The 18,059-nt window shown below is 38.0% G+C and carries 20 protein-coding genes; all 20 read left to right on the top strand.

The window, feature by feature from the left end; translation table 11 throughout:
• Nucleotides 1–192: 192 nt before the first annotated feature.
• The 20 genes from DXB43_RS01680 to DXB43_RS01775 all read left to right on the top strand — a co-directional run bounded on the left by DXB43_RS01680 (nucleotide 193) and on the right by DXB43_RS01775 (nucleotide 18,058).
• Nucleotides 193–891: a ComF family protein gene (locus DXB43_RS01680; protein ID WP_243006619.1), complete on the top strand. Its 699-nt coding sequence runs from the start codon at nucleotides 193–195 to the stop codon at nucleotides 889–891.
• 11 nt (nucleotides 892–902) lie between these two features.
• A complete protein-coding gene (locus DXB43_RS01685) occupies nucleotides 903–1,304 on the top strand; it encodes a flagellar protein (protein WP_117946358.1) in 402 nt (133 codons plus the stop codon).
• 98 nt (nucleotides 1,305–1,402) lie between these two features.
• Nucleotides 1,403–1,825 carry a hypothetical protein gene (locus DXB43_RS01690; protein WP_117946360.1) on the top strand — a complete coding sequence of 141 codons (423 nt, stop codon included), beginning with the start codon at nucleotides 1,403–1,405 and terminating at the stop codon, nucleotides 1,823–1,825.
• Between the two features lies 1 nt (nucleotide 1,826).
• Nucleotides 1,827–2,828, top strand: coding sequence for a hypothetical protein (locus DXB43_RS01695; protein ID WP_117946362.1), 1,002 nt, complete (start codon nucleotides 1,827–1,829; stop codon nucleotides 2,826–2,828).
• 21 nt (nucleotides 2,829–2,849) lie between these two features.
• Complete coding sequence (gene cdaA, locus DXB43_RS01700) at nucleotides 2,850–3,761, top strand: diadenylate cyclase CdaA (protein ID WP_022244510.1); 912 nt, start codon at nucleotides 2,850–2,852, stop codon at nucleotides 3,759–3,761.
• Nucleotides 3,727–5,109 carry a CdaR family protein gene (locus DXB43_RS01705; protein ID WP_022244509.1) on the top strand — a complete coding sequence of 461 codons (1,383 nt, stop codon included), beginning with the start codon at nucleotides 3,727–3,729 and terminating at the stop codon, nucleotides 5,107–5,109. Before cdaA ends, DXB43_RS01705 begins: the two co-directional genes overlap by 35 nt.
• A 3-nt stretch (nucleotides 5,110–5,112) precedes the next feature.
• Nucleotides 5,113–6,462: a phosphoglucosamine mutase gene (gene glmM / locus DXB43_RS01710; protein WP_022244508.1), complete on the top strand. Its 1,350-nt coding sequence runs from the start codon at nucleotides 5,113–5,115 to the stop codon at nucleotides 6,460–6,462.
• Nucleotides 6,463–6,479: 17 nt separating this feature from the next.
• On the top strand, nucleotides 6,480–6,743 hold the full coding sequence (locus DXB43_RS01715) for an HPr family phosphocarrier protein (RefSeq protein WP_022244507.1): 264 nt from the start codon (nucleotides 6,480–6,482) through the stop codon (nucleotides 6,741–6,743).
• Between the two features lie 3 nt (nucleotides 6,744–6,746).
• Entirely contained in the window at nucleotides 6,747–7,622 is an 876-nt protein-coding gene (gene rfbD, locus DXB43_RS01720) for a dTDP-4-dehydrorhamnose reductase (RefSeq protein WP_117698434.1), read from the top strand.
• Nucleotides 7,623–7,633: 11 nt separating this feature from the next.
• A complete protein-coding gene (locus DXB43_RS01725; RefSeq protein WP_117946364.1) occupies nucleotides 7,634–8,458 on the top strand; it encodes a glycosyltransferase family 2 protein in 825 nt (274 codons plus the stop codon).
• Nucleotides 8,459–8,468: 10 nt separating this feature from the next.
• The gene (locus DXB43_RS01730; RefSeq protein ID WP_117698432.1) at nucleotides 8,469–9,158 is read left to right on the top strand and encodes a glycosyltransferase family 2 protein; all 690 of its coding nucleotides are present in this window, start codon (nucleotides 8,469–8,471) and stop codon (nucleotides 9,156–9,158) included.
• Between the two features lie 9 nt (nucleotides 9,159–9,167).
• Complete coding sequence (locus tag DXB43_RS01735) at nucleotides 9,168–9,530, top strand: DUF2304 domain-containing protein (RefSeq protein WP_117946366.1); 363 nt, start codon at nucleotides 9,168–9,170, stop codon at nucleotides 9,528–9,530.
• Entirely contained in the window at nucleotides 9,531–10,376 is an 846-nt protein-coding gene (locus DXB43_RS01740; protein ID WP_117946368.1) for an NAD-dependent epimerase/dehydratase family protein, read from the top strand.
• 51 nt (nucleotides 10,377–10,427) lie between these two features.
• Nucleotides 10,428–11,513, top strand: a complete 1,086-nt coding sequence (gene rfbB / locus DXB43_RS01745; RefSeq protein ID WP_117946370.1) for a dTDP-glucose 4,6-dehydratase — start codon at nucleotides 10,428–10,430, stop codon at nucleotides 11,511–11,513.
• A gap of 188 nt (nucleotides 11,514–11,701) precedes the next feature.
• On the top strand, nucleotides 11,702–12,580 hold the full coding sequence (gene rfbA, locus DXB43_RS01750) for a glucose-1-phosphate thymidylyltransferase RfbA (RefSeq protein WP_117698428.1): 879 nt from the start codon (nucleotides 11,702–11,704) through the stop codon (nucleotides 12,578–12,580).
• Nucleotides 12,581–12,600: 20 nt separating this feature from the next.
• A complete protein-coding gene (rfbC, locus tag DXB43_RS01755) occupies nucleotides 12,601–13,167 on the top strand; it encodes a dTDP-4-dehydrorhamnose 3,5-epimerase (protein WP_117698427.1) in 567 nt (188 codons plus the stop codon).
• Nucleotides 13,168–13,214: 47 nt separating this feature from the next.
• On the top strand, nucleotides 13,215–13,952 hold the full coding sequence (locus DXB43_RS01760) for an ABC transporter permease (RefSeq protein WP_330408336.1): 738 nt from the start codon (nucleotides 13,215–13,217) through the stop codon (nucleotides 13,950–13,952).
• 11 nt (nucleotides 13,953–13,963) lie between these two features.
• Nucleotides 13,964–14,701 (top strand): ABC transporter ATP-binding protein, encoded by a 738-nt coding sequence (locus tag DXB43_RS01765; protein ID WP_117698425.1) that lies wholly within the window; start codon nucleotides 13,964–13,966, stop codon nucleotides 14,699–14,701.
• Nucleotides 14,702–14,711: 10 nt separating this feature from the next.
• Nucleotides 14,712–17,027, top strand: coding sequence for a rhamnan synthesis F family protein (locus DXB43_RS01770; protein ID WP_117946372.1), 2,316 nt, complete (start codon nucleotides 14,712–14,714; stop codon nucleotides 17,025–17,027).
• Nucleotides 17,028–17,032: 5 nt separating this feature from the next.
• Nucleotides 17,033–18,058: an acyltransferase family protein gene (locus tag DXB43_RS01775; RefSeq protein WP_117946374.1), complete on the top strand. Its 1,026-nt coding sequence runs from the start codon at nucleotides 17,033–17,035 to the stop codon at nucleotides 18,056–18,058.
• Nucleotide 18,059: the final 1 nt, after the last annotated feature.

Here is an 18,059-nt window from a genome sequence, read left to right on the forward strand (position 1 = left end):
TGATTTAACGCGTTCGTGCGTCTGTGCGTTTATGCATTAAAGCGTTAATTCGAATAGACTAATTATAATAAGTAGAGAAAAATAAGTCAATAAATTAAATCCTATTTTTATCAGGAAAAATTAAGAGAATGTTAATGTTTTTGTAAAAGGGACTGTGCTAATATGTGCAAAGAGAGTTTTGGAAAGGAAATAATGAATATACTGGATATTATATTCCCAAGAAGATGCCCGCTGTGTGATGAGGTGATACCGCCGGATGGGGAAATCTGCCCGGAGTGCATCGGAAAGGCAGAACTGGTGCAGGAACCGGTCTGTAAACGGTGCGGAAAACCCATTGGGAATGCCAGGAAGGAATATTGTGGTGACTGTGACCGGAAAAAACATTTTTTTGATTCGGGAAAGGCAGTATTTGTCTATCAGGGGGCAGTGCAACACTCGCTGTATCGTTTTAAATATGCCAACCGGCGTGAATATGCAGCTTTTTATGGAAAAATGGCATGTATACAGTATGCCCGGTGGATTTCAAGACTGGGTGTAGATGCAATCATACCGGTTCCGTTGCATCGGAAACGCAGGAGGGAGAGAGGGTATAATCAGGCAGAACTCTTTGCAAAGGAAATAGGAAAACGTACCGGAATTCCGGTAGAAACGAAATTGCTATATCGGTGTATAAATACCAGACCCCAGAAGGAACTTAATGACCAGGAACGCAAGAAAAATCTGAAAAAGGCTTTTACAATCGCACAAAATATAGTACAATTAAGAAAAGTTCTGCTTGTAGATGACATTTACACAACTGGAAGTACCGTGGATGCAGCAGCAGAATGTTTGAAGGTATCAGGAATACAAGAGGTTTATGTGCTTTGCATTAGCATTGGCAGGGGGCATTAGGAGGAGAAAGAATGGACGTAAGAAACTGCAAAGGATGCGGAAGATTATTTAATTATTATGGGGGCGTACCGTTATGTAAAGCCTGCAAAGATAAACTGGAAGAGAAGTTCCAGGAGGTAAAAGAATATTTGCGGCAGAACCCGAATACTCCGATACAGGTTGTATCGGAAGATAATGATGTTTCTGTAAAACAGATTAAACAGTGGGTGCGTGAAGAAAGACTTGTCTTTTCAGAAGATTCACCACTTGGTCTGGAATGTGAAGGCTGTGGAGCAATTATCAAAACAGGACGTTTCTGTGAAAAATGCAAACGTAAAATGGAAACGGACTTCCAGAGTGTAATAAAGAAAAAACCGGTGGAGCCTCAGTTGGATAAGAGACCGAAGGAAAGAGATAAGATGAGATATCTGTAACTGTAGATTAAGAACTGCCGCAGTGACTGGTGGCAGTTTTTTCTTTTCAGAAGATAATATCTATGTTATACTAAAGAGAGTTTGTTTAGGAGCAGAGTATGATTAGTAAAGAACGCGTCAGACATATGACAAAGCTGTCAGAATTCGAAAATGAAGAAAGTAAAACCTGCCAGAAAGCAACACAGTATTTTAGAAGAGATTATGTTGCCATGGAGTTGATAAAAAGCTTTTTTGCCGGAACCATTGCGTTCGGACTTCTTTTTGTGCTGTGGCTTTTTTACGACATGGAGAATCTGGTAAAGAAAATTAATGATATGGATATGATTGGATTTGGCATCCGGATTGTAATGGTGTATCTGGTATTTCTGGCTGCTTATCTGCTTATTACTTATATTATCTATAATCGTAGATATACAAAGGGGAGAAAACAGGTGAAGGAGTATTATAACAGACTGAAGAGGGTGAGCAGTCTGTATCGTGAGGAAGAAAATATATCTAATACGGATGACTGGGAGGTTTAGGATGACGGGTTTACTCGAACTGAAGGAGCGGTTAATCCGCTTTTTTGGAAAAAATGAAATATATGTGGTGCCGGTACTTAAGTTTATTCTGGCAACAGTGGTATTTCTGCTGATCAATCAAAATATTGGCTATATGACCAGACTGGCCGGACTTCCGGTAACACTGGTACTGGCACTGTTATGTGCGGTGCTTCCGGTCAATGCTATCCTGTTGTTTGCATTCATTCTGATTGCTGCACATTTATTTGCACTGTCTATGGATGTATGCGTGGTAGGACTGATTCTTATGCTGGTTATCGCACTGCTGTATTTACGGTTTTCACCAAAAGATGGTTATTATGCAGTGCTGACACCGATAACATTTACATTACATATCCCGTATATCATGCCGATTTCAGCAGGACTGTTACGGACACCGGCATCTGCTGCATCTATTGTGAGCGGAACTGTGATGTTTTATTTCCTGAAGGGAATAAAGGAAAATGAGACAGTATTAAGTGCGGTGGAAGAGGACAGCAATGCGGCTTCAAAAATGGTGGTAGCAATCAACCAGCTGCTGGGTAATAAGGAAATGTATCTGGTACTGGCAACTTTTATTGTGATTTTACTGGTGGTTTATGTAGTGCGCCGCCTGTCCATAGATCATGCATGGACAGTAGCATCACTGGCTGGTATTCTGATTGGACTTACTGTGCTGATCAGCGGTTTTGTAATGCTGGGCATCAAGGGACGAATCGTCTGGATTATTGTAGGAAGCGTAATTTCTACGGTGATTGCATTGATACAGCAGTTCCTGTTCTTTAACCTGGATTATAGCAGGACAGAACGGGTGCAGTTTGAAGATGATGAATATTACTATTATGTAAAAGCGGTACCGAAGATTTATGTTACAACCAAGGAGAAAAAGGTAAAACGTATCGCAGCCAAGGATGAGGAAAAAGAACGTATTTCCCGCAAAGCATTGGCAGAGGAAATGGATATAGACGAAGATTTGCTGAAATAAGACAGAGAGGAAGTGGAACAGGTGCAGTCATTTTTGACAGTGTTGGAAAATTTTAAAGAAAATTATCTGGCGTGGGTAAGCGTTTTGAACATTACGGTATCAAAGACTGATATTGTAGAAATGCTTATTATTGCGTTCCTGTTTTATCACGTCCTGAAATGGATTAAGGATACACGGGCATGGATGCTGTTAAAAGGAATTCTTGTGATTTTAGCGTTTGTACTTGTGGCAGCAATCTTCCAGATGAATACAATTCTCTGGATAGCAGAGAAGACGATTAATGTAGCGATTATTGCAATCGTTGTTATCTTCCAGCCGGAGCTCCGGAAAGCACTGGAAGAATTGGGACGAAAAAAATTTATTTCATCCCTCTTTTCTTTTGATTTTGGGAAAGACGGAGTGGAACGTTTCAATGACCATACGATTGGAGAACTGGTAAAGGCAAGCTATGAGATGGGTAAGGTGAAGACCGGAGCCCTGATTGTAGTGGAAAATGAAATTATGCTGACAGAATACGAAAGAACTGGTATTGCGCTGGATTCCCTGGTATCAAGCCAGCTTCTGATTAATATATTTGAAAAGAACACTCCGTTACATGACGGAGCTATTATTGTACGTGGGGACAGGGTTGTCTCTGCAACCTGTTATCTGCCACTGTCTGACAGCCTGGAACTGAGCAAGGATCTGGGAACCAGACATCGTGCAGCAGTTGGAATTAGTGAAGTGAGTGATTCTCTTACAATTGTGGTATCAGAGGAAACCGGAAAGGTTTCTATTGCGATGGGTGGACAGTTGTACCGTAATGTGGATGCAGAGTTTCTGCGCAGCAAACTGAAATTTCTCCAGAGCAGCAATATCGAACCAAAGCGCTTCCAATTACTGAAGAGGAGGTTACGCAATGTTAAAAAAGCTGACAAAACTGGTGACGAATAATTTTGGACTGAAGGTTGCAGCATTATTCTTCTCTGTTGTGCTGTGGCTTGTTGTTGTCAACATTGATGATCCGACACAGGCGAAGAATTTTACCACGTCTATTACGATAACCAATTCGGATTATATGACACAGCAGGGCAAATACTTTGAAGCAAAGGACAGTAATCTGCAGGTAACCTTTAAGGTTTCTACTGTGCGTTCTGTTATGAAGAACTTGAGCAATACTGACTTTCGGGCAGTAGCAGATATGGAAAATGTTGAGCAGGTAGACGGTGTATACCGGGTACCGATTGAGATAACTGCAACACGATATGCGTCTGCGGTGAACTTCCAGGGCAAAACACAGTATATGGAAGTAAATGTAGAAGATCTGATGCTGTCACAGTTTTCTATTAAGGCAAAAACGGTAGGAGATGCAGCTGAGAATTATGCGGTGGGAGATGTGCGGGTATCTCCGAACATCTTAAAAGTAACCGGACCGGAATCGGTGGTGAATCAGATTGATCATGTAGAAGCAACCATTGATGTAACAGGTGCATCCGCAGACTTGACGGATAGTGTAGTCCCGGTTGTATATAATGCAAACGGTGAGGCGGTAGACACCTCAAAGCTGAATTTTAATATTGATAAGGTGACAATTTCGGCTACGATACTTAATATCCGTAACCTTTCAGTAGAAATTGAACCGAGTGGAACGGTTGCAGATGGATTTGTATGCACCGGAGTGACGATTAATCCGAATAAGATAGCGATAAAGGGAACGCCGGAAGCACTGAACGCAGCCGGAAGTATTGTGATTCCGTCAGACCAGCTGGATATCAGCGATGCAACTGGCAATGTAGTGAAGACAATTAACATTTCTTCTTATCTGCCGGATGATGTAGAGGTGGTCGATGCTGACAATCTGAATGTTGAAGTAACCGCAGTGGTGGAGCAGATTGTATCAGAATCTTATAGCATACCGGTTGAAAACATTGCAATTCAGAATCTGAAAGAGGGTTATGAAGCAGTCTTTGCAGAGAGTACAGTTACAATAACCTTAAAGGGACTGCGGAATGATCTGGATAAACTTATGGCAGACAGCATTAAGGGAAATGTAAATGCGGCAGGACTGGCAGAAGGTAATCATACCGTAACAGTTACCCTGGAGCTGGATGACAGCTTATATTCCGTAAATGGAACACAGTCTGCAGTGATAACCATAACAAAGAAATCAGAAGATACATCAGATACCACGAATACCGGAAATGACAATGGAACCCATACGGGTTCGAATGGTGGTACAGAAACGGGAACGGGCAGTACCAATGGAAATAATACGAATAATGGAAATTCGGAGGAAGATTAGAAAATGAGCAGAATGTTTGGAACAGATGGTGTAAGAGGTGTTGCAGGAGCGGAGCTGACCATTGAACTGGCAACAAAGCTTGGGCAGGCAGGTGCCTATGTGCTGACAAAAGAACAGGAACATCAGCCGACATTAATTGTAGGATGTGATACGAGAATCTCAGGCGGAATGCTTGCCAATGCACTGATGGCAGGAATCTGTTCTGTAGGAGCCAATGCAATCTATGTAGGTGTGATGCCGACACCGGCGATTGCCTATCTGACCAGAAAACATAAAGTAGATGCAGGCGTTGTGATTTCCGCATCCCATAATCCGATGGAATTTAACGGAATCAAATTCTTTAATGGAGACGGATATAAGCTTTCTGATGCGTTGGAGGATGAAATCGAAGAGCTGATCCGCAATAATATGAAAGATGTTGTACTGCCGATTGGATCCGGTGTGGGAAGAATTGACTATCGTTTTGATTTGCGTGATGAATATGTGAAATTCATGAAGAAATGTGTGCCGGTTGATTTGACCGGTATGAAGATTGTGATAGACTGTGCAGAGGGTGCATCCTACTATACATCGGTTAAGACATTAAAAGACCTGGGTGCAGATCTGGTTGCTATCCATACGAAGCCGGATGGAACCAATATCAATGCCAACTGCGGTTCCACCCATATGGAAGAACTTCAGGCAAGGGTTGTTTATGAAAAAGCAGACGTTGGCCTTGCATTTGATGGCGATGCTGACCGTATGCTTGCGGTAGATGAAAAAGGTAACCTGGTGGATGGCGACCAGCTTATGGCAATCTGTGGATGCCATATGAAGAAAAAAGGAACTTTAAAGAAAAATACCATTGTAGTAACCGTTATGACCAATCTTGGCTTCAGTCTGATGGGAGAGCGGGAAGGCATCCACGTAGAGAAAACCAAGGTCGGAGACAGATATGTCCTTGAAAATATGCTGGAGAATGGCTATAATATCGGGGGTGAGCAGTCCGGACATATTATATTTTTAGATGATAATACAACTGGTGACGGACTTCTTTCCGGACTTCATTTATTACAGGTAATGAAGGAAACCGGCAGGAAATTATCTGAGCTGGCAGAGGTGATGGAAGTATTGCCGCAGGCACTTGTGAATGCCAAAGTGCCGAATCACAAGAAAGAAAAATTCATGGAATATACTGAGATTGCAGAGGCAATCAAGGCATTGGAAGAGAAATTCAATGGGGAAGGAAGGGTACTGATTCGTCCATCCGGAACCGAGCCGCTGGTAAGAGTTATGATTGAGGGAAAGAACCAGAGCGAGATTGAAGAAGAAGCACAGAAGCTGGCTGAATTAATTACCAACACAATGCTGTAATCAGGAGGGGAATAGAAATGGTAAGTCAGAAAGTTAAAATAAAGAATCCAACAGGATTACATTTGCGTCCGGCAGGAATACTCTGCAAGGAAGCAATGCAGTATAAATCATTAGTAACATTTCATTATCGCGGAAATACCGCTAATGCCAAAAGTGTTTTAAGTGTACTGGGTGCGTGCATCAAATTTGGAGATGAAATCGAATTTGTCTGCGAAGGTGATGATGAGGACGAAGCATTAAAGGCAATGGTAGAAGCCGTAGAAAGTGGATTAGGAGAATAAAAGATGAAGAAGATATTGGTAACTGGATGCAATGGACAGTTAGGAAGAGCTATTCGTAAGGAATATGCAGAACAGAATATTGAATTCATAAATACAGATGTTGTTGCAGGCGATGGAATTGTATCACTGGATATCACCAATATTGATGTTGTAATGAACATGGTGAAAGATGCAAAACCGGATGTAATTATTAACTGTGCTGCACATACAAATGTAGATAAATGTGAAGAGCAGGAAGACCTGGCATATAAAATTAATGCGATTGGACCGAGAAACTTAAGCATTGCAGCAACAGAAGTGGATGCAAAAATGATCCATATATCAACTGATTATGTCTTTGAAGGAAATGGAACGAGACCGTATATAGAATTTGACAAGCCAAATCCGATCAGCGCATATGGAAGAACAAAATTAGAAGGCGAAAATTTTGTAAAACAGTTTGCTAGTCGTTTCTTTATGCTTCGGACAGCATGGCTTTATGGTGATGGCAGAAATTTTGTGAAGACGATGCTTTCTTTGTCAGAAAAGCATGATGAGTTAAATGTTGTCTGCGACCAGCTTGGATCACCGACAAGTGCAGTAGAACTTGCAAAGATGATTCATTTCCTGGAAGGAACAGATAATTATGGCATTTTTCATGCTACCTGCGAAGGTGACACAAACTGGGCAGAATTTGCAGATGAGATTATGAAACAGGCAGGAAAGAAGACCAGAATAAATCATGTGACCAGCAAACAGTATAAAGAGATGAATCCGGCATCTGCAAACAGACCTGCATATTCGATTCTGGAAAATTATATGATAAAGCTGACCAGCGATTACAGAATGGCAGACTGGCAGGATGCATTGACTGTATATATGAAAGAACTGCTGGGATAATAGGTGGAAAGATGGAACCATTAGTAAGTGTATGTATTCCGGCTTATAATAATGCCGGGTATATCAAAGAGACAATCGATTCGATTTTAAATCAGACCTATCAGAATATTGAACTTGTGATTGTAGATGACAATTCGAAAGATGAAACCTTAAAAGTTATACAAAGCATTAAGGATCCGCGGATAAAAGTCTATCACAATGAAGAAAACCTGGGCATGGTGGGAAACTGGAATAAGTGCCTGAGCCTTGCAAATGGTGAATATATTAAGCTTATATGCGCAGACGATATGATAGACAACAATGCGATAGAGATAGAAGCAAAAGCGATGCAGCAGAATCCGACGGCTAATCTGGTAGAGAGCGATACACGTCTGGTTGATATAAATGGAAAAAAGACTGGTGTATTTCACAGATATCGTAAATCGGGATTGGTAGATGGTAAAAAAGTTGCAAAAAAATCGTTATTAATACAGAACTTTTTTGGTGCTCCGGTTAATAACATGATTCGTAAATCAGCACTGGAAACAGTAGGATACTTTGATGAATCTTTTACATATATATTAGATTTTGATATGTGGATCCGGCTGGCCTGCAGTGGAGATGTATATATTATTCACCAGCAGCTTAACAGCTTCAGAATACGGAATGATTCAAACACAGGAAATTTAATTGGAGAGAATCGCGACGTATATGTGGACGAGCATAGACGACTGGTTGAAAAACATGCTTTGAATAAGGAATTACATATATCTGGATTTGATGTGAAATTCAGTATATGGTTCCGTAAAGTGAGAAATGTATTGATTGGAATATACTTGAAATTATTCTCGAAGTAGGAGTAATCAGATGAAGAAACTAGTAATCATTCCGGCGTACAATGAGGAAGGCGGAATTGTAAAGACGGTTACAGATGTAGTAGAAAATGCAAAAGACTTTGACTATGTGGTAATTAATGACTGTTCTAAAGATAATACGTTGAAAATATGCAGAGAACATAATTTTAATGTGGTAAATCTGCCGGTTAATATGGGAATAGGGGGAGGCGTCCAGACGGGATATATGTATGCGTACCGGAATGGTTATGATATTGCAGTGCAGTTTGACGGTGATGGGCAACACAATGCCAGCTATCTGACGGAAATGTCAGAAAAACTTGTCAAAGAACAATTGGATATGGTAATTGGTTCAAGATATATCGAAAAAGAAGGATTTCAATCCTCTGGAATGCGTCGGCTTGGTATCCGGTATTTTACTGGACTGATAAAGCTGTTGACAGGAAAGAAAATTACAGATCCTACTTCTGGCATGAGAATGATAAACCGGAAAATAATGAAACAGTTTTCAGAAGAATATCCAAAAGATTATCCGGAGCCGGAAAGCGTTGTGACAATTTTGAAAGAAGGCGCTAAGGTAGAAGAAATACCGGTAAAGATGAATGCAAGGGAAGAAGGCGTTTCATCAATATCTCCGTCTAAATCTATATATTATATGGTAAAAGTAAGCATAGCAGTTTTGATTGCTGCGATACGAAAGTAGAGGTGGACAATGGATATAAAAATACAAATAATAATACTGGTAATAATTATTATTGCATTATTAAGTCTTGGAAATATGATTCGCAAAAAAAAGGTAGATTTAAGATATGCATTGTCCTGGATTATAGTGGGCTGCATTATGCTTGTGTTTGATATATTTCCACAACTGTTAGGAAAGCTTGCAACTATTTTAGGATTTGAACTTCCTATAAATATGTTGTTTTTCCTGGGTGTGTGTTTGGCGTTGGCAATTTTGTTTATGCAGACAGTTGCAATTTCTAATTTATCAGAAAAAGTAAAGAAACTGACACAGGAAGAAGCATTGATGAATAAAACAGTTGACGATGAAATGAAGAAAAGAGAGGAAAAGTAAATGAGCAAAACAAAAGTATTGGTTACAGGTGCAAATGGTTATATTGGCAGACATGTTGTAGAACAGTTACTTGATATGGGGGCAGATGTTTTAGCGGCAGACTTTAACTTTGATGGTGTGGATGAAAGAGCACAGAAAGTAGAAGCACCAATTTTCAGCGGAGATGAAAATATTTATGAGCAGATGGGAAAACCGGATGTATGCATTCATCTTGCATGGAGAAACGGATTTGTTCATAATGCAGATTCTCATATTGAAGATCTTCCGAACCATTATACTTTCTTAAAGAATATGATAGAAGGCGGATTGAAACATGTTGTTGTAATGGGAACAATGCACGAAGTAGGATATTGGGAGGGGGCAATTGACGAAAATACTCCAACCAACCCATTATCGCTTTATGGAATTGCTAAAAATGCATTAAGACAAATGGTGGAGCTTCTTGCCAAGAAAAGCGAAGTTTGCTTTCAGTGGACTAGAGGTTACTATATTATAGGAGATGACATTAAGAGTAATTCAATCTTCTCCAAAATTGTACAGGCTGAGCAGGCAGGTAATAAAAAATTCCCATTTACTACAGGAAAAAATTTGTATGATTTTATCTCTTTGGAAGAACTTGCAAAGGAAATTGCATGTGTAAGCTTACAGACAGAAGTGAATGGTATTATTAACTGTTGTACAGGAAAACCGGTATCACTTGCAGAACAGGTAGAATCATTTATTAAAGAACATAATTTTAAAATCCGTCTGGAATATGGAGCATATCCGGATCGTGCATATGATTCACCGGGAGTATGGGGAGATGCAAAGAAAATTCAGCAGATAATGAGCAAAGTTGAAAAGTAAAAGAATAGATGATATAATAACACAACAATGTAAATTAGGAGGATACTCAAAATGAGAACTTATTTGGTAACAGGTGGAGCAGGATTCATAGGATCCAATTATATTCATTACATGTTTCGGAAATATGATAATGAAATCAGAATTATTAATGTAGATGCTCTGACATATGCAGGTAACCTGGAGAATTTGAAAGATATCGAAAATAGAGATAACTATACTTTTGTGAAAGCTGATATTACAGATAGTGAAGCAATCAGCAAAATCTTTGCTGAGAATGATATTGACCGTGTGGTTCATTTCGCAGCAGAGAGTCACGTTGACAGAAGTATTAAACATCCAGAAGTATTTGTTAAGACAAATGTACTTGGAACTGCTGTTATGCTGAACTGTGCAAAGGCTGCATGGGAATTGCCAGATGGTACGTTTAAAGAAGGAAAGAAATTCTTACATGTATCTACAGATGAAGTATATGGATCATTGGAAGATGATGGAACAAGCTATTTCTATGAGACAACACCATATTCTCCTCATAGTCCATATTCAGCAAGTAAGGCTTCTTCAGACTTTTTGGTAAAAGCTTATATTGATACTTATCATTTCCCGGCTAATATCACTAACTGTTCTAATAATTATGGACCTTATCAGTTCCCAGAGAAACTGATTCCATTGATTATTAACAATGCATTACATGGTAAAAAATTACCGGTATATGGAGACGGAATGAATATCCGTGACTGGTTATATGTAGATGATCATGCAAAAGGAATTGACATGGTTCAGGAAAAAGGTCGTCTTGGAGAGACATATAATATCGGTGGACATAATGAAAAACGTAATATTGAAATTATTAATATTATTATTGAAACATTACAGGAGATTCTTCCAGATGGTGACCCAAGAAAAGCAAATGTAAGCAAAGATCTGATTACTTATGTAGAAGATCGTAAGGGACATGACAGACGTTATGCAATTGCACCGGACAAAATTAAGGCTGAAATTGGCTGGGAGCCAGAGACCATGTTTAAAGAGGGAATTAGGAAGACAATTGCGTGGTACCTTGAACATGAAGACTGGATGAAGAATGTGACAAGTGGAGATTATCAGAAATATTACGAAGATATGTATAGTAATAAATAAAAATAAGAAATAAATAAGAAATGGAAGGGCTGCCCGATTTTAAATCGGACAGCCCTTTTTGCAACAAAATCAAGTCATTGCAAAGAATGTATATTGTGAAATACAAAAGACCCGTAATTTGCTTTTTCTTTACAAAAGTGTTAAAATAAATCGATTATATTATGACGAAAATGTTGGAGGTATGTTTGATGAAAGGAATTATACTTGCTGGAGGTTCCGGCACAAGGCTTTATCCATTAACAAAGGCTATTTCAAAACAGATTATGCCAGTATATGATAAGCCAATGATTTATTATCCGTTATCAACACTTATGCTTGCTGGAATTCGAGAAGTACTTATTATTTCTACTCCGAGAGACCTTCCGGTATTTGAGGAATTGTTAGAGGATGGAAGTCAATTGGGTATGCACATCGAATATGCAATTCAGGAAAGTCCAAGAGGACTTGCAGATGCATTTATTATTGGAGAAAAATTTATTGGTAAAGATGCTGTTGCATTGGTATTAGGAGATAATATCTTCTATGGACAGAGTTTTTCCAAGGTATTAAGAAGTGCTGCAGAGCGTACAGAAAATGAAGGCGGAGCTACAATCTTTGGTTATTATGTAAGAGATCCAAGAGAATACGGCGTAGTAGAATTTGATGAAAATGGAAAAGCTTTATCTATTGAAGAAAAACCAGCAGAACCAAAGTCTAATTATGCGGTTCCGGGTTTGTATTTCTATGACAATAATGTAGTTGAAATTGCCAAAACTGTGAAACCGTCAGCCAGAGGAGAAATTGAAATTACAAGTGTTAATAATGAATATTTGAACAGGGAAACTTTAAGTGTAGAGACTTTAGGACGAGGCTTTGCATGGCTTGATACAGGAAATCATGATATGCTCCTGGCAGCAGCTGATTTTGTATCAGCATTCCAGAAACGTCAGGGATTGTATATTTCATGTATTGAAGAAATTGCTTATAAGAGAGGCTTTATAGATAAGGAACAGCTTGTAAAACTGGCGCAGCCTTTGTTAAAAACAGATTATGGTAAGTATTTGATGGAAATTGCAGAAGGATTATAAATAGAAAAGAGGAAAACAAAATGGGAAAAATTAAAGTAACAGATGATTGCAATGGTATCAAAGGATTAAAAGTAATTGAGCCTGCAGTATATGGAGATGCCAGAGGTTATTTTATGGAGACATATAATTATAACGATTTCAAAGAGGTTGGAATTGATTGTGAATTTGTGCAGGATAATCAGTCAGCATCTAAGAAGGGTGTTTTAAGAGGACTTCATTTTCAGATAAATTATCCACAGGACAAGCTGGTTCGAGTTGTAAATGGTACTGTATTTGACGTGGCCGTAGATTTAAGAGAAGGCTCTGAGACATTTGGAAAATGGTTTGGTGTAGAACTTTCTGCAGAAAATAAGAAACAGTTCTTCATTCCGAAAAATTTTGCTCACGGATTTATTGTTTTGAGTGATTATGCAGAATTCTGCTATAAAGTAACGGATTTCTATCATCCAAATGATGAGGGCGGATTATTATGGAAAGATCCGGAAATCGGAGTTGAATGGCCAATGCCGGAAGGCATGACTGAGGCAGATCTTATTTTATCGGATAAAGATAAGGTTTGGGGCGGTATTAGCACATTTAAGAAATAGAGGTTAATATGCGACAGTATATAGATACATTCATGAGATATCGGTCTTTGCTGACAGAACTGGTCAGCAGAGACCTTAAAACTAAATACAGAAGATCTGCATTGGGATTTATGTGGTCGGTGCTGAACCCCTTGGGAATGATGGTTGTATTGACTATTGTATTTTCTACAGTGTTTCAGCAGGCAATTCCAAATTTCCCGGTTTATTTAATGTGTGGACAATTAACATTTAACTTTTTTAATGAGGCGAGCAATATGGCAATGACCTCTGTGCTGGATAATGCACCTTTGATTAAAAAAGTATATGTGCCAAAATATTTATTTCCATTATCAAGGGTGTGTTCATCTTTGGTAAATATGTTGACATCATTTGTTGCGTTAATGATTGTTATATTAATTACAAGAACACCAATTACATGGACTATTTTTTTGTCAGTATTTCCAATTTGTTTTGCAACATTGTTTTCCCTTGGAATAGGACTTATATTGTCTGTGGTTGTGGTGACATTTCGGGACATGAAACACTTATATAGTGTTATTACAACGGCATGGCTATACTTGACACCAGTATTCTACCCAATTAGTATGCTACCTGATTCAGTTGCAGTAATAGTTAGAAATAATCCGTTGACATTAATTGTTGAAATTTTAAGATATAATGTATTGTACCATCAGGTAGCTCCGTTCGTATTGGTATTAAAAACATTGATTTATTGTGCTGTAGCTATGATATTGGGCTTGTGGATGTTTAAAAAACAGCAAGATACCTTCATATTGAAATTATAGGAGGAATTGGTTTGAAACACGAAGAAAATGTGATTGAAGTTGAAAATGTTTCACTTCAATTCCGTTTATATAAAGAAAAAGTTGATAGTATAAAAGAGTATGTGCTAAAAAGAGCAAAAAGAGAATTGGAATATGAAAATTTCTGGGCACTGAAAGATATCAGCTTTGATGTAAAAAAAGGTGAGGCAGTAGGTCTTGTCGGAAAAAATGGCTCTGGAAAGAGTACAATGTTGAAAGTAATTGCGGGAGTCATAAAACCTACATTTGGTGAGGTGAGAAAACAAGGCTCAGTTGCACCAATGATTGAACTTGGCGCAGGCTTTGATTTTGATTTGACTGCAAGAGAAAATATTTATTTGAACGGAGCTATTTTGGGGTATCCTAAGGAGATGCTTCGTGAAATGGAGCATGAAATTATAGAGTTTGCGGAATTGGAAAAGTTTGCAGATGTTCCGGTGAAGAATTTTTCCTCTGGTATGGTAACACGTCTGGGTTTCTCTATTGCAACAATATATAAACCGGATATTTTAATCGTAGACGAAATTTTGTCTGTAGGCGATTTTAGGTTTCAGGCAAAATGTGAGGAAAGAATTGGCTCTATGTTAGAGAGTGGAACCACATTGCTATTAGTATCACATAGTACAGAGCAGGTACGACGAATCTGCGATAAAGCTGTGCTTATAAATCACGGAAATATGCTCTTACATGGTGACGTGGATGAAGTGTGTGATATGTATACAAGACTATAGGAGTTAAATTATGATAATTGATGAAAAGAAAGTAAAGCGTTTAATAGCTTATTTTATTTATGATAAACAGGGAATTGTAGATGATTATATCATTTACATGCTGTGTGCATTAAAAGAGCATTCCAGTGAAATAGCCGTTGTTGTAAATGGAAAATTAACATCGGAAAGCAGGGAAAAGTTAAATCAGGTGACACCTGTAGTGATGGTGAGAGAGAATAAAGGACTTGATGTATGGGCATACAAAACAGTTCTCGATTATTATGGATGGGATAAACTAGTTACATATGATGAAGTTATCATGATGAATTTTACGATAATGGGGCCGGTGTATCCATTGAGTGAAATGTTTGAATCCATGAGCGCCAGAGATTTAGATTTCTGGGGAATTACAATGTATCATAAATATGAGAAGGGTGATCCATTTGGAACTATTGAATGTGGCTACATTCCAGACCATATTCAGTCTCATTTTATTGCAGTACGAACACCTATGTTAAAAAGCATTGAATTCCAAAGTTATTGGAATAATATGCAGGAAATTAAGGATTATCGTGATGCAGTAGGATGTCACGAGGCGATGTTTACAAAACGCTTCTCGGAAAAGGGGTTTAAATGGGATGTTTATGCAGATATGGGAGATGGTTATAATAATCATCCGATTTTGTGTGCAACAAGAGAAATGCTGGAAGAAAAACGCTGCCCTATTTTTAAAAGAAGATCATTTATGCAGGACTACTCCAACATTATTCATGATACAGTAGGACAGGAAGCTATCGAAGCATATGATTTCATAGATAAACATACAGATTATGATGTGAATCTGATTTGGGATAATATTTTACGTCTGGAGAATCAGGCAGATATTAAGAAAAATATGCAGCTTAATTACATACTGGACAGTAAACATGGTACAGATATATCAGAAGTGTTAAAGAAAAAAAGAGTAGCACTTGTGCTACATTTCTATTTTGAGGATTTGGCAGAATACTGTCTTCATTATGTACAGTCAATGCCAAAAGAAGCAGATATTTACGTGACGGTTGGTTCAGAAAAAAAGAAAAAAATTATTGAAGAGACTTTCTCGGTATTAGAAAACAATGTGAAAGTGATTTTGATTGAAAACCGGGGAAGAGATGTTAGCGCTCTTTTAGTTGGAACAAAGGATTTTATCATGGATTATGATTATGTTTGCTTTGTTCATGATAAAAAGGTAACTCAATTATCGCCACAAACAGTTGGGGCTGGTTTTTCATACAAATGTTTTGAAAATTTATTGCCGACAAAGGAATTTGTTCAGAATGTAATTCGGACATTTGAAGAGAATCCAAGAGCTGGATTGTTGACACCGCCACCGCCAAATCATGGTGATTATTATATTACTTTGGGACTTGAATGGGGCATGAATTATGATGTTACAGTAGAACTTGCAGAAAGATTAGGCATAACAGTTCCGATTGATAAAAAGAAAGAGCCGATTGCTCCACTGGGAACAATGTTCTGGTTCAGACCGAAGGCCTTGAAATTATTGTTTGACCAGGATTGGGAGTATAAGGATTTTCCGGCAGAACCAAATAAAATTGATGGAACGCTGTTGCATGCTGTGGAACGGATTTATAGCTATGTAGTACAGCAGGAAGGCTACTATCCGGCATGGATTTTTTCGGAAAAAGGTGCTCAGATTGAAGTGACTAACTTAAACTATATGGTGCGTGGATTAAATAATGCAGTATTTCATATGGGACCGGGTGCGGGAAATTATGAGGATGTTCTGATTACAACAAAACGTGCATTTGGGGAATGGAGAATGTGCCGCTCGGCTTTAGGCTATTTGGAAGGAAATATTGTGCGGGCCAGAATGTATTTTAAAAATGAAAGTGGATTTTCGGAAGAAAATTCATTCCTGGCAGAGAACTCAGTGGATGAAGTCAGCCATCTGGATAACCATGAATTTTTGTATACAGATTTGGACAAACTTGGTGTGATTGAAGAATTACGTTGGGATCCGGGTGAAGTTGGCGGAATTGTAGTAAGAGATATTCATATTAAAGTATTGTTTCAAAACAACCACATTGAGGAATATACACTAAGTGATGCGGTGAGCAACGGAGTAATGGTTGATGATGCTCTAGTGTTCATTGCTCCGGATCCACAATTGTATTTCAGATTAAGGACTACAGGAATTATTAAAAAAATAGTAGTACAGTGCGATTTCATGAATAGTGTTTCTACACAATGTGCACAGAAAATTTACGATAAAATTGGTGGTAAAAAGCCATTCAAATTCTTGAAAAAAATGTATAGAAAAATAAAAAAAGTTGGAAAGTGAAAACAATGAAAAGAGAAAGAATATTTTATCTGGATTTTATTCGGGCATTGGCGGTAATACTTATTTTGCTTACACATTACAATGCATTATTTCTATATATGGATCCACAACCTTTGGATAAGGTAGTAATCACATATAAAATATGCAATTTGTATATCGGTGATTTTGGCGTGTCATTGTTCTTTATTATATCAGGCGCCGCATTGATGTACGTATATGAAAACAGCTGCAATCTGGCAAAATTCTACAAGAAAAGATTTGTTGCAATTTATCCAATGTTCTGGATTACTTATATAATTGCGTTTGTAATACAGAAGCTGGTATATCATGCGGATTATTCTGGAATACCAAAACAAAATATTTTGTATACGATATTTGGATTTGACAGTTATTATGCTGCTGTAAAGCCGACTTTCTTCATAATTGGTGAATGGTTTTTAGGATGTATTATTTTAGTTTATATACTATTTCCGTTACTGCGTTGGGGGGCAAATAAGCATCCGGGAACATTTAGTGCAGCAATTATTTTAGTATATCTGTTGTCAATTATGTGTTATCAGACAGGATTGAGCAAAGCAGAACTGGTGACGGTGAGACTTCCGGAAGTATTTTTTGGAATGCTTTATATGAAATATTTTAAAAAGACAAACTGGAAAGTTGCTTTGGGAGCCTTGGCGGTGTTGATTGCGAATACCATTCTGTCACCTGCTTTCAATAGTAACATTCAGACGACTTATGTTGGTATAGCAGCATTTCTGGTATTAACATTTATTGCAAAATATATGGAATGTGGTGTTGTGAAAGCTATCTGTAGTTTCCTTTCAAAGTATGCATATGCAATCTTTTTGATTCATCATTTTATTATTTATAAAGTGACAGATATGGTTGATTTTTATAAAATATCAACAGCAGAAAGCTATGGTGTATTTGGAATTTGTGTAGGAATTATTTTAGTTACATCTTTAGTATTATATTTCTTGAATAATAAATTTATGTGGTTATTTGGGAAAATTGTAAACAAAGAGAAATAGA

The sequence above is a fragment of the Roseburia sp. OM04-10BH genome, assembly GCF_003462605.1.
Taxonomy (GTDB): domain Bacteria; phylum Bacillota; class Clostridia; order Lachnospirales; family Lachnospiraceae; genus Roseburia_C; species Roseburia_C amylophila.